Raw genomic sequence first — 13,389 nt, forward strand, 5'->3', positions numbered from 1 at the left:
GCAATACACACCGTCTATTTAGGAAACGGCCTGCTTGTTTGAATTTTTGGAAAGTGTAAAATCTTTTTGGACCTATCCCATCAAGGCGGGATGGAAAAGTTAGGGATTTGAAATTTGTTCTTGTTTTTATATATTGATTAGTAGATATTTATGATTTGTTTTGTTGTTTTGTTTTTGGATCGATAGCTGCAGATCACGATTCCGGGTGCTGGTTTGGATAGCGTATTGGGACAAAAAATTAGATGAATTGGCTAGCGGTAAATGCGGGCCGGTGGGGGTGCTATATCGTTGTAAGGGATCAGTTGCAGAAAATTGACTTTTCAAAAATGAACAGGTCAATAGCGGCAATAGGTATCTCCTGTATTTGCCACTGAAGCACTGAAACACTGATGGTCTTTGGGGACGGATTCGCCCGGCAAAAGGACTTTGCAAAGCGGCAGATCAAAAATCTGTACCTGAACTCTGTAGCTGTTTAACCGCAAAGCACGCAAGGGTTTCCGCAAAGTACGCAATAGGCGGGGCTCCAGCCAGATGCCATCATTTGGTTCCTCTGTAAATGCCACTGAAGGACGGAAGTACAATGATTCGGTGTGCCAGTGGCATATCGCGGTATATTTCACGCGGAGGTGCAAAGGAGCAAAGATGCGGCGGCTTTGTCTAATACTTCGTGCTGCTTCGTGCATTTGTGTCTTTGTGGCGTTTATTGCCTTCAGAATCTCAGTGGCATAACGGAATCTCTGTGTTTCTGAGGGAAAACAAGATCATGTTTGCATCAGCCGAGTGTTTTCCGCATCACATAATCGTTCATAAAATAACCGTTGCCGATGTCGATATCTTCTGTTTTTATGATCTGGTACCCCTGGCTTTTGTAAAAATCAACGGCCTTGTTTTGCCGGTTTACATTCAGCCATAGCTCCTGTGCGCCGTACACCCTTACAAGGTTTTCCATGTTCCTTAACTGGTATTTGCCCAATCCCTTTCCATGCAGTTTTTGCGACAGGTATATCTTGTGCAGTTTCCATGAGTGGGGGGCTTTTTGTTCAATGGCGGTATAGCCGCTGTCTTTTCCGTTATAACGGAGGATATAGAATTCAATGCCGCGTTCCATTTCACTTTGGAGAACCGCGGGGGCGTACATCATCTGTATCATATAATCCAGTTGCGCCTGGCTGAGTATCTGTTCAAAGGCCTTTGGCCAGATCTCCTGCGCCAGTTGGTGGATGATGGCGGCATCTTCGACAGTGGCTTTTTTTATGAAGGTTAATTCCGGCTGTATCATGGAGCAAAGATAGGGGGTGGCATCAAAGATTATAGGCTATTGAAAGGCTCAGTGTCCGGTTACGGAATTCCTCTTTAGTTATTTTATGATTTTCGGGTGGTGCTATATTTTTCAGTCCGAGCTGGCCGGCTATCCCGAGGGTAAAATCGGGGGAAAGGAAGACACCCAGCAGCAGGTTGATGCCCATATCGGGCCTCCGGCCATAGTTGAATTTTTTATCATAAGGGTTCTGTTTACTGATGTCGGTATATTCGATGATGCCATTATCCCAGCCGCGGGGCTTGTAATTGAGGGTCCATTTGCCGCCCAGCCCATAGGCATAATAGCCGCCGGCCCCTATAAAAAAACGGTCAATATTGCCGGGGATGGTATAAAGAATATTCAGCGGAAGTTCCGCATACCAGGGGTCAACGGATAGCACCCCTTCTTTGCCGCTGCCATCATCATAGTCCTGGCGGTATCCCTTGGTGCTAAAAGCCAGGCCCGTTTGCAGATGCAGGGAATGCCGCTCCAGGGTGATGGGGATGGTGGTTAGCAGGGCCAGCCGGTAGCCGGGGTTCCATTTGTTTTTAATAGCGGGACTGTTTGAAGATTCTTTCCAGGACACTTTAGACAGATTGGGACCACCTTCAAAACTGACTTTTGTTTGCGCTGTAAGGAGGGAGGCGGGCAAACAAAGCAGACAGGCGATCAGCATGCGGAGTATTAAGTCTGGATGCTTCATAAGCAATGAACCGGTTTTTATGAACAGTTTATTTGTGGGGTTAAGATAATACGTTTTTTAAAGCGCATTGCACATAGGCATGCAAAATTTGGTTAAAATTATACTTCGGCTGTGCTCAGCATGACTTCGTCAATGCCCAGTATGAAAAAAACCGCCCCGGGGGGCGGCTCTATGTTTCATGAGTTGGGATTACCTGTTTTTAGAATTTATATCCTACGGAAATTCCAAATCCGGAGTTCTTCATTTTTGCATCGGGTTTGTTACCATCATTATTGGGTACAATGTTTAAAAGACCCAATTGACCATTCAGCTGGAAGGAAAGTTTGTTGGCAAATTCATAACCAAAAAGGAGGTTGGCGCCGGCGTCAAAAGGTTTACCATAGATGATTTTGTCACTTGAGCCATCATTGTAATCTCCTTTGAATTCAAGGTCCCTGCTGTTGGAACTGCTGCCGCTTATGCCACCACCTGAAAAGCTTCCGTCTGTTTTTACTTTACCACCTATGCCGTAGGCCACATAGGGCCCGGCGCCTAACAACAGTTTTCCGCTTCCCAACTCGGGTTTGTAAATAAAGTTAACCGGCACTTCAATATAAGAGGCATTCCATTTGGATTCTCCGCTATAGGCGGCGCCGCCTATGGTTCCGCTGCCCGAGGTTTTAAAACCCTTGGTGCTGAATAGCGCGCCTGGCTGTACGTAAAACTCGTCTGCTACGGGAATGTCGAAAGTTACTCCCGCGTGGAAACCAGGGTTCAGCTTGGTGTCTGCTTTTTTGTCATTGGCATCTTTGATCGTTGCATTGGAGAAGTTGGCTCCTGCCCGGATGCCGATTTCTACCTGCGACATTGCGGCACCGGAAATGCTGACTGCTGCAGCAACCATAAATGCTTTTAATAACTGATTTTTCTTTTTCATAAAATTATAGGTTTAATGATCAATTTTTTTTGAGTGTTGCTCTTATCCTTTCTTGGCTTCTGTTTCAGCATCAGCCTTCATCTTGTCGTTGGCAGAGATCACAAATTCCACGCGGCGGTTCTGTGCCCGGCCGTCAGGCGTGTCGTTGGAATATTTGGGAACGCTGAAGCCATAGCCTTTTGTACTCATCCGCTCCAGGGAAATACTATGTGATCCCAGGTAGTTGGCTACGCTGGAAGCCCTTCTTTCGGATAATGCCTGGTTGTATTTTGCAGTACCGGTATTGTCCGTGTGCCCCTGGATTTCGAGGTCGGTATCGGGGTATTTGTTCAGGATGGTGATCAGATCGTTCAGGGTACTTTGTGCGGCTGTTGAAATAGAAGATTGGTCAAATCCAAACAGCACGGCGCTGTTAAACTCAACGGTGATGCCTTCTCCCACACGTTCCACTTTTGCACCCGGAACCTGTTGTTTGATCTCCTCTGCCTGTTTGTCCATTTTTTTGCCAATAATGGCGCCGGTTACCCCGCCTACAGTGGCGCCGATGATGGCACCCAGCCCCGCGTTACCAGCAGCTTTCCCAATTACAGCTCCCATAGCAGCGCCACCACCGGTACCGATGATTGCTCCTTTTTGCGTCCGGTTCATAGAATCGCAGCCTGCAAGTGTTAGCCCGGTCAATGCAATTCCAAACGATAAATTTCTCAGTTGTTTCATGTTTTTTCTTTTGATATTCATGTTTTGCCAAATAGTATGCCAAAACGTAATTTGAAAATTTGACAGTTTGAGCTAAAGACCGGTATCCGTTAAAAAGGGTTGCCTGTTTTGAGGCAACCCTTTGATTTTAACAATTTTAATTGATCCTGATTAATTTTGAGCAGGGGCTACTTCCATTGCTGACGTTGCTATATCCGTTTTTGTTCCGGTATAGGTAATGCCTTTAATAGCCGGTTTTTTAGCGGTGGCCTTTTGAGATTTTTTAGCGGTATCATCGGTGACTTCTGCTACAGCTGCGGCATCTTCTGCTGTCGCGTTCAATTCAGGAAATACGGCGGCAGGCTGCTCTTCATTGTATTTGTTGCCAATGTTTAAATATAATGTATTGGCATCTTTATCAAAGATCAATGTGCCTTCCTGTATGGAGCGACCGCTTACCACCTTGCTTTTGGTTTTTGTGGTCGCTGCATCTTCTTCGGTTGTTTCCATTGCATCATCATTTGCCAGGGCTTTTTGCGCCGGGATTTTATAAGTGGCCGGGGCATCTTTTATTAAGGCCTTGAACTTGCCCTGTGGCAACCCGTTCACCCATACAATGCCTTTGTTTTCGCTATCCCTGGTAATGGTTACGTGTGAGGCTGTCCCCTTGGGATCCGTAAGGTCAAATGCGCCCAATACCGGGAAGATTTCGTTTTCGGTAATCGAATCCGGCATGGGAAGTAATTCCTTGGGTTGTGGTTTATAATTCCGGGGAACCTCAGGGGTACTTGTTTGAGCAAAAGTTGCCAATGTTATGGCTATTGCTAAAATGAATGTAAGAAGTGATCTTTTTTTCATAAATACGTTTTATTTAAGAATGATTCAAATTATCCTACATACTGAAATTATTATGCCAAACACGGAGTTTAACCGGAAAAATATATATTTTAATTTTTGCTTATAATCTTCCTGCGGGGTTCTTTGATCGGGTATTGCAGTCAAACGGTTTGTATGAATTGAGTTTCAATGTTTCCGGAGGTCTGTTCATTTCCGGCGAATTGGCAAATTGAGAAAAAAAAGTGTAGGGTTTTCCTGTAAATTATTATTGCTTTTCGGCCAGGGAGCGCTCCTGTTTCCCGAAAGCATTCGGGATTCGTCCATCCTATATGTAATTTATGGATGAAAAATTTAATGTACGTTTGTGCCTGTTTTTTTGATCATTCCAAATTTAATATACAAGTGAAAGCGGATAAGGAACACATTGAGGTGTCGGGAGCCCGGGTGCACAATTTAAAGAATATTGATATTGCTATTCCGAAAAACGAGTTGGTTGTGATCACTGGAATCAGCGGCAGCGGAAAATCATCGCTGGCCTTTGATACGATCTATTCGGAAGGGCAGCGCCGCTACATGGAGACCTTCGGGGCGTATGCCCGTCAGTTTATCGGTGATATGGAGCGTCCCGACGTGGATAAAATCACCGGGCTTTCCCCTGTGATTTCCATCGAACAAAAAACGACCAATAAAAACCCCCGGTCAACGGTGGGCACCATTACGGAAGTGTATGATTTTTTCCGGCTGTTGTTTGCCCGGGTAGGCGAAGCGTATTCTTATAATACCGGGAAGAAGATGGTGAAATGGAGCGAGGAAGAAATTGTAGATAATATTTTTGAGCGGTTCCGGAATCAGAAAATCAACCTGCTGGCGCCGGTGGTGCGCGGGCGTAAGGGACATTACCGGGAGTTGTTTGAAGATGTGCGAAAAAAAGGATTTTTAAAAGTGCGGGTTGACGGGGAGATCGGGGACCTGGTGCCCAAAATGCAGGTTGACCGGTATAAGATCCATGATATTGAAATTGTGGTAGACCGGCTGGAGGTAAATGCTGCATCCAAAACGCGGTTGAGCCAGAGTGTGCAGGCTGCATTGAAACTGGGAAAGGAACTGATGTTTTTGCTCGTAGAACAATCGGATCAGCCGGTTCAATACAGCAAACAGCTGATGTGCGAGGATACGGGTATCAGCTATGAAGAGCCTTCTCCTAATTCCTTTTCCTTCAACTCACCCTATGGCGCCTGCCCTTATTGTAAAGGTATTGGCACGGCCTATGCCATAGATATGGGATCGGTATTGCCCGATCGCCGGCTAAGCATCAGCGAGGGTGGAATAGCGCCGCTGGGGGAAGAGCGCAATGCCAGCGTGTTTCAGCAGGTAGTGGCTTTTGCAAAAAAGCATAAGATCAATATGAATAAACCGGTGGAGGCTTTGCCGGCCGGTCAGTTGGACCTGCTATTATATGGAGATGGGGGGGCAAGCCAGGAACTGGACCTGGATGGCGCAGATGAGTCCATCCCCGATATGTACACCGGCAGTTACGAGGGTATTATCCCCATGCTCAAACGGTGGTTCTTTTCTACCCAAACATCCGAATGGCTGCGGGAATGGGTGGAGCAGTTTATGATGCTGAAATCCTGCCCTTCCTGTAATGGCGATCGCCTGAAAAAGGAGAGCCTGTGGTTCCGGGTAGATGAAAAAAATATTGCAGCGCTCAGTAACTTAAACCTGGACAAGCTGGGGCTCTGGCTGAAGGGGATCGAATCCCGGTTGTCAAAAAAACAGAATACGATTGCCAAGGATATTTTGAAAGAAATCCGTGAGCGGCTGCAGTTCCTGCTGGATGTGGGACTTACCTACCTGACACTGTACCGCCCCTCCAGAACCCTGAGCGGAGGCGAGTCGCAACGGATACGGCTGGCCACACAGATCGGCTCGCAATTGCAGGGCATTACGTATATCCTGGATGAACCTTCGATCGGGCTGCATCAGCGCGATAACCATCGCCTGATTACGTCCCTGCAAAACCTGCGGGATATCGGTAACAGTGTATTAGTGGTAGAGCATGATAAAGACATTATGCTGGCGGCCGATTACCTGATCGATATCGGTCCCAAGGCCGGTTATCATGGTGGGCGTGTGGTGGCAAAGGGTACCCCCAATGAGATCCGGAAGCTGGATACAATTACCGCGGGCTACCTGAACGGGCATCTGAAAATTGAAACGCCTGCAACCCGAAGACAAGGCAACGGAAATACGCTGGAACTGAAAGGAGCTTCCGGCAATAATTTAAAGAATGTGAGCGTGAAGTTTCCGTTGGGTAAACTCATCGTGGTGACCGGTGTCAGCGGCAGCGGCAAATCAACCCTCATCAATGAGACACTGTATCCCATTTTATCGCAGCATGCCTATCATTCCAAGAAGGCTCCCATGGCGTATAAATCGGTAAAAGGGCTGGAGCATGTTGACAAGGTTGTGGAGATAGATCAATCGCCTATCGGCCGCACACCGCGGAGCAACCCGGCTACCTATTGCGGTTTTTTTACAGATATCCGCACGCTTTTTGCTGCGGTGCCAGAGGCAAAGATCCGGGGGTATAATGCCGGACGTTTTTCATTTAATGTAAAAACGGGCCGCTGTGATGTGTGTGAAGGCGGGGGCATGCGGGTCATTGAAATGAATTTTTTGCCGGATGTATATGTGCCCTGTGAAAAATGCAATGGCAAACGCTATAACCGGGAAACACTGGAGATTCGTTACAAAGGAAGATCCATTTCAGATGTGCTGGATATGACGGTGGACGATGCCGTGGAATTTTTTCAGGCGGTGCCGTCTATTTACCGGAAAATAAAGACCCTGCAGGATGTGGGCCTGGGGTACATCACCCTTGGGCAAAGCGCTGTAACCCTTAGCGGGGGCGAAGCCCAGCGGGTAAAGCTGAGTACGGAGCTTTCAAAAAAAGATACAGGTAAAACTTTTTATATCCTTGATGAACCGACTACCGGGTTGCATTTTGAAGACATTAAACATCTGTTGCAGGTATTGAATAAACTGGTGGAGAAAGGCAATACGGTGTTGGTGATTGAGCACAATATGGATGTAATTAAAGTGGCTGATCATGTCATTGACCTTGGGCCGGAAGGCGGTGATGGAGGCGGACGCATTCTGTTTGAAGGAACGCCGGAAGCGCTGGTAAAGTGTAAGGAAAGTTATACCGGGCAGTATCTGAAGGAAGAATTGTGATACGGACTGGGGTATGTGTTTGGGGGGCGGTTTTTCGGCAGGCTCAAAACGGCAGGGAATCATGGTCGTCCCGACCGCAGTGGAGAGGCCTCTCGATGTTCATGGAGCAGGAGCGTGTTTTAAAACCTGATTAGAAGTATAATCTTGGAGAGGTTTCTCGGCAAGCTCGAAACGACCGGGTGTTTGGGGAGCGGTTTTTCGGCAGGCTCAAAACGACAGGATTTTTCATACCTTTAGTAAACCTATTTTTAACACTAAAAAATGTCCTATGAAAAAAGGTGGGTTTGTATATGTTTTAACCAATAAGGCCAGAACCGTTTTGTATATTGGCGTTACGTCCAACCTTCCGCGAAGACTATGGCAACATGTGCATCGGGAATATGAGCATAGTTTTACAGACCAGTACAACGTGACATTCCTTGTTTATTATGAGTGGTTTGATGCGATCGTAACGGCGATTGAACGGGAAAAACAATTAAAAAATTGGTCCCGGGCAAAGAAAATAGCATTGGTGGAAACAAAAAATCCGGAGTGGTTGTTTTTGAATGAGGAATTGGATCATGAAATCTATAGTCTTTTGTATTGACAGGTGAAGCATGTTTTCGCAGCGGTTTCTCGCCTTGAGGAATATGGTTGCGTAGAGGTTTCTCGGCTGCGCTCGAAACGACGGGGGGAGCGGTTTTTCGGCAGGCTCAAAACGACAGGGGAATCATGGTCGTCTCGACCGCAGTGGAGAGGCCTCTCGGTGCTCATGGAGCAGGAGCGTGTTTTAAAATCTGATTAGAAGTATAATCTTGGAGAGGTTTCTCGGCTGCGCTCGAAACGGTAGGGTGGTTGGGGAGCGGTTTTTCGGCAGGCTCGAAACGACAGGGGGGCGTGTTCGGGAACCGGATCACCCTAATTCAGCTCCACCGCCACATTCCAGTTGGCCTGTTTGGAAAGGTATTCGATCAGTTCGTTGTTCATTTCAAAACCTTTTCCACGGGTCAGCAGATCCACCGTTATTTCTTCTGCTGCATCCTTTATAGACAGCTTCAGCGTGCTAGGGCCTTTATGCGCTTTCAGGTTGGCGTGTATGAACTCCACCGTTTCCTTTGTAACCTCTTCTACCGGCAATTCAATTTTCAGGTTCTTGGTCTGGTTTTTTATGACGCTTTCGGCGAGGCAGATGGATGTGATTTTAAAATCGAAATCGCCATTGAACCGCTGTTTGAAATAGCCGGTCAGGTATACGGTAGCGCCCAGTTGCAACATAGGGCTGTATTTCATATAGTCTTCCGAAAATAGCACCATATCGAGCTTTCCACTGTAGTCCTCAAGAATAAAGCTGCCAAACTTGGTGCCGGTCCGGGATATGCGGTGTTGGGCATCGGATACCAGTCCCATTACTTTAAAACTGGCAGCAGAGCTTATTTTTTCTTTGTCCTGGGTTTTGTACTCGTTTAAGTAGGAAATTTTTGTAATGCCATAGTGCTCCATTTCAAACCGGTAATCATCCAGCGGGTGACCGCTGATAAAGATCCCGGTTACCAGTTTTTCATGGTCGAGCTGAACCACCAGGGGCCAGGGCGTACATTCGGAGATCTTTGGAACCTGTACTTCCATTACTTCGGCAAGGTCGCCAAAAAGCGTGTTGGTGGTATTCTGTGTTTGCGCCTGGCAAACCTGTCCGTATTTTACGATCTTTTCCAGGCCATTGGTGGTGTCACCCTGGGGTACATGAAAATACTGGGCTCGGTGCAGATCGGTAAAGCAATCAAAAGCACCGGCATAGGCGAGGCTTTCCAGTGTTTTCTTGTTCACGGTGCGCTGGTTTACCCTTTTGATCATGTCGAAGATGGAGGCGTAAGCGCCGTTCTCATCGCGTTCCTGGATCAGGCTTTCAACAGCGGCCTCGCCCACGCCTTTTAACCCGCCCAATCCAAACCGGATCTCGCCTTTTTTATTTACGGCGAATCCCTTTTGTGATTCATTGATGTCTGGTCCCAGCACGGGTAATCCCATGCGTTTACATTCTTCCATAAAGAAGGTGATTTTTTCCAGGGAGCCGGCGTTGTTCAATACCCCGGCCATATATTCGCTGGGGTAATGGGCCTTTAGGTAAGCGGTCTGGTAGGCTACAAAAGCATAGCAGGTGGCATGCGATTTGTTAAAAGCGTACTGCGCAAATGCCTCCCAGTCTGTCCAGATTTTATCCAGTTTATCGGCAGGATGCCCTCTTTGCGTGGCGCCTTCCACAAACTGTTTTTTCATTTTGTCCAGTACAGCTTTTTGTTTTTTACCCATGGCCTTCCGCAGCACATCGGCGTCTCCTTTACTAAAGCCGGCCAGTTTCTGGCTCAATAGCATCACCTGTTCCTGGTATACGGAGATTCCGTAAGTGTCTTTCAGATCCTCTTCCATTTCCGGAAGGTCGAAGGTTACTTCCTGGCGGCCATGTTTACGCTCGATGTAATCGGGGATATAGGCCAATGGTCCGGGCCGGTACAAGGCGTTCATGGCAATCAGATCATCAAATCTGTCGGGTTTTAGTTCCCGCAGGTATTTTTGCATACCCGCACTTTCAAACTGGAACGTGGCGTTGGTTTCGCCCTTTTGGTAAAGTTCATAGGTCTTTTCATCGTCCAGCGCTATATCATCGATGACGATGTCCAGGTTGTGGTTCTGTTTAATCAGCTTTAGAGCATCCTTGATGATGGTAAGGGTTTTTAAGCCCAGGAAGTCCATTTTGATAACTCCGGCTTCTTCAATCACGCTTCCCTCGATCTGGGTTACCCAAAGGTCAGAGTCTTTAGCCGTACTTACCGGTATCAGTTCCGTAAGGTCTTTAGGGGCAATGATGATGCCCGCAGCATGGATACCCGTATTGCGTACAGATCCTTCCAGGATCTCGGCCTCGTGCAGTACTCGGGCCTGGAGATCGTTGCCATTGTAAACATCGCGGATCCGTTTTACATTTTCAATATCATCGGCGCCCAGGCCCTCTTTTTCTGTTAGTGATTTTTCACCGGCCTTTGGCTGCAGCGGCGCATGCAACACGCGCTTTAATGAAATTCCCGGTTTTTCCGGAACCAGTTTTGCCAGGGCATTGGAATCGGCCAGGGGCAGGTCCATTACCCGGGCCACGTCTTTGATACTCATTTTGGCTGCCATTGTACCATAAGTGATGATCTGTGCTACCTGGTTTTTCCCGTATTTCTGTACCACGTAGTCGATCACCCGCTGGCGGCCCTCATCATCAAAATCCGTATCAATATCCGGCATCGATTTACGGTCGGGATTCAGAAAACGCTCAAACAGGAGGTTGTACTTGATGGGGTCTATATTGGTGATGCCGATACAGTAGGCCACCACGGACCCGGCGGCAGAGCCCCGCCCCGGGCCGATGAATACACCGCTGTCGCGCCCCGCCTTGATAAAATCACTTACAATCAGGAAGTACCCGGCAAAACCCATGGTTTTGATGGTAAATAATTCAAAGTCGATGCGCTCTTTGGTGCTGTCCGGCATCACGCCATAGCGTTGCTGTGCTCCCTCGTAAGTCAGGTGCCGGAGGTATTCCCACTGGTTGAGGGAGTCGGCAGTAACTACACCCTTATCCGTTTTTTCATCCTCGGTATGCCGTTTATAGTCTTCCGGTATGGGAAAGTTGGGCAGGAGGATGCTGCGCTTTAGATCCAGCAATTCAATTTTATCCACGATTGCGTTGGTATTGTCAATGGCTTCCGGAAGGTCGTGAAACAGTTTGCTCATTTCCTCCGTGTTCTTAAAATAGAACTGGTCGTTGGCAAATGCAAACCGCATGTTCTTCATGTTTACGTCATCGTCTGCAAAGTCACCCCGGAATGCGGGGGTTGACTGCTTTTCGCCGGTATTGATACAAAGCAGGATATCGTGCGCGTTAAAGTCTTCCTGCTCTACATAATGCGAGTCATTGCTGGCAATGATGGGCACTTTGTATTTTGCCGCAAAGCGGATCAATACTTCATTTACCTTGTCCTGGTCGCCAATACCATGGCGCTGCAGTTCTACGTAGAAGTCGTCTCCAAAGAGATCGAGCCACCATTTGAATTCCGCTTCGGCTTCGGCTTCTCCTTTTCGCAGGATGGCCTGTGGAACGGAGGCGCCCAGGCAGCAAGTGGTGGCAATCAGGCCTTCGTGATATTGAAGCACCAGTTCTTTGTCGATACGGGGATATTTTCCGTACATTCCTTCGATGAACCCCAGTGAGGTCAGCTTGGTAAGGTTGCGGTAGCCCTGCTCGTTTTTTGCCAGGAGAATCTGGTGGTAGCGTTTGTCTTTCTTTTCTTTTGTAAAGGTTTTTTCATGCCGGTTTTCTACCAGGTAAAATTCGCAACCTACTACGGGTTTTACTTTGGGTTTCCCGTTTTCATCCAGGTGTTTATAGGCTTCTGCCACAAACTGGAAAGCCCCATACATATTTCCGTGGTCGCTGATGGCCAGTGCGGGCATCCCGTCTGCAATAGCTTTTTTATATAAAGATCCGATTGGTGCGGCGCCATCCAGTAATGAGTATTGGGTATGAACGTGTAGATGCGAAAATTTCATGCTGCTAAAATGGGATAAAAACGGTAAAGTCCGTGGATGTTTTTATGCACATCTGTAATTGAAACAAGAAACCCGGGTTAAATGTTATGTTTACGACCGGTTGTTTGTTTTTTGTATAACTGTCGGCTGATTTTCAGGTATTATACTGTTATAATCAGCATTTTAGGAGAATTGTTAAAAAAAAGTTCCATTCCGGGCAATAATTTCTCCTGATTTGCGTTTTTCTAAATTAGAAATTTGGCGCCACATCTGGGGCTGGTATTTTGGAACAATATTAAAAGAAATTATTTTGAGACATATATTGACGGGATTTAGCGTGATGGTGCTGATGGCTAGCTGCTCAACCGCCTCTAAATTTTTTGCCTCATCAAATAAAAAAAGTACAACTACTGAACTGCAACCCACTCAAAAGTCTGGTGTTGCTCCTAATGCATATATGGAGCAGGTAACCATTTCTCCCCGGAATTCAAAGACGGATACCCGGATGCAACGGATCGAAAAGAACATCGCATCCAGTGAGGTAAAGGATGTGAAAGCGGTACATGCTGCCATCCTGCTTCCGAGGACAGCCCCGGCAACGGAGTTGCAAAAGAAATATGCGGCTATTTTGAATGTGCTGCCCAATTCGATCAGTAACAATGATCTGTTAGAAACAATGGACGATTGGTACGGAACCCGGTATCAATACGGCGGTACCACAAAATATGGTATCGACTGCAGTGCTTTTACCCGGGAAATGTACCGCGGGGCTTACGGCATTGAATTACCCCGTACTGCCCGCGAGCAATATGGCCGGGTAAGGAAGATCTCCAGCACCGAGCTACAGGAAGGGGATCTTTTGTTTTTTAATACTACGGGCGGGGTATCACACGTAGGAATGTATCTTGGTAATAATAAGTTTGTGCATGCTTCCACCAGCAGGGGGGTTACCATCAGCGACCTGTATGAAGCGTATTATATTTCACGCTTTATTGGGGCCGGGCGGGTTGAAGCTACAACTGAAGAGTATCTTGCGCATAATAATAATAACGGCGCCTCGGGGGTCAGTAATTAATGATTTTTTTATTAGAAATGAGAGCGCTTCCTTAAGGGAGCGCTTTTTCGTTTGAGGCAACTGAGGCACAGGGATTA

9 protein-coding genes are annotated in these 13,389 nt (G+C 47.2%); 3 read left to right on the plus strand and 6 right to left on the minus strand.

What is annotated here, in order from left to right:
- Nucleotides 1–772: 772 nt before the first annotated feature.
- From GGU45_RS16575 to GGU45_RS16595, 5 genes are all read right to left on the minus strand, one after another.
- Entirely contained in the window at nucleotides 773–1,279 is a 507-nt protein-coding gene (locus GGU45_RS16575) for a GNAT family N-acetyltransferase (RefSeq protein ID WP_435226602.1), read from the minus strand.
- Between the two features lie 22 nt (nucleotides 1,280–1,301).
- Nucleotides 1,302–2,003, minus strand: a complete 702-nt coding sequence (locus tag GGU45_RS16580) for an outer membrane beta-barrel protein (RefSeq protein WP_435226604.1) — start codon at nucleotides 2,001–2,003, stop codon at nucleotides 1,302–1,304.
- A 199-nt stretch (nucleotides 2,004–2,202) separates the two neighbouring features.
- Nucleotides 2,203–2,919, minus strand: a complete 717-nt coding sequence (locus GGU45_RS16585) for a porin family protein (RefSeq protein WP_435226606.1) — start codon at nucleotides 2,917–2,919, stop codon at nucleotides 2,203–2,205.
- A 42-nt stretch (nucleotides 2,920–2,961) separates the two neighbouring features.
- The gene (locus GGU45_RS16590; RefSeq protein ID WP_435226608.1) at nucleotides 2,962–3,636 is read right to left on the minus strand and encodes a YiaD family glycine zipper/OmpA-like lipoprotein; all 675 of its coding nucleotides are present in this window, start codon (nucleotides 3,634–3,636) and stop codon (nucleotides 2,962–2,964) included.
- Nucleotides 3,637–3,786: 150 nt separating this feature from the next.
- Nucleotides 3,787–4,473, minus strand: a complete 687-nt coding sequence (locus GGU45_RS16595; RefSeq protein ID WP_435226610.1) for a hypothetical protein — start codon at nucleotides 4,471–4,473, stop codon at nucleotides 3,787–3,789.
- Nucleotides 4,474–4,806: 333 nt separating this feature from the next.
- On the opposite strand from GGU45_RS16595, the gene uvrA reads away from it, so the two are divergent.
- Entirely contained in the window at nucleotides 4,807–7,689 is a 2,883-nt protein-coding gene (gene uvrA / locus GGU45_RS16600) for an excinuclease ABC subunit UvrA (RefSeq protein WP_435226757.1), read from the plus strand.
- A gap of 268 nt (nucleotides 7,690–7,957) precedes the next feature.
- On the plus strand, nucleotides 7,958–8,275 hold the full coding sequence (locus GGU45_RS16605) for a GIY-YIG nuclease family protein (RefSeq protein ID WP_435226612.1): 318 nt from the start codon (nucleotides 7,958–7,960) through the stop codon (nucleotides 8,273–8,275).
- Between the two features lie 311 nt (nucleotides 8,276–8,586).
- Here the strand turns inward: GGU45_RS16605 and dnaE are convergent, their stop codons facing one another.
- Nucleotides 8,587–12,258 carry a DNA polymerase III subunit alpha gene (dnaE, locus tag GGU45_RS16610; protein WP_435226614.1) on the minus strand — a complete coding sequence of 1,224 codons (3,672 nt, stop codon included), beginning with the start codon at nucleotides 12,256–12,258 and terminating at the stop codon, nucleotides 8,587–8,589.
- A 289-nt stretch (nucleotides 12,259–12,547) separates the two neighbouring features.
- On the opposite strand from dnaE, the gene GGU45_RS16615 reads away from it, so the two are divergent.
- Complete coding sequence (locus tag GGU45_RS16615; protein ID WP_435226616.1) at nucleotides 12,548–13,312, plus strand: C40 family peptidase; 765 nt, start codon at nucleotides 12,548–12,550, stop codon at nucleotides 13,310–13,312.
- The last annotated feature ends 77 nt before the right edge of the window (nucleotides 13,313–13,389 follow it).

It is taken from the genome of Niabella hirudinis (assembly GCF_051201075.1).
Taxonomy (GTDB): Bacteria; Bacteroidota; Bacteroidia; order Chitinophagales; family Chitinophagaceae; genus Niabella; species Niabella hirudinis.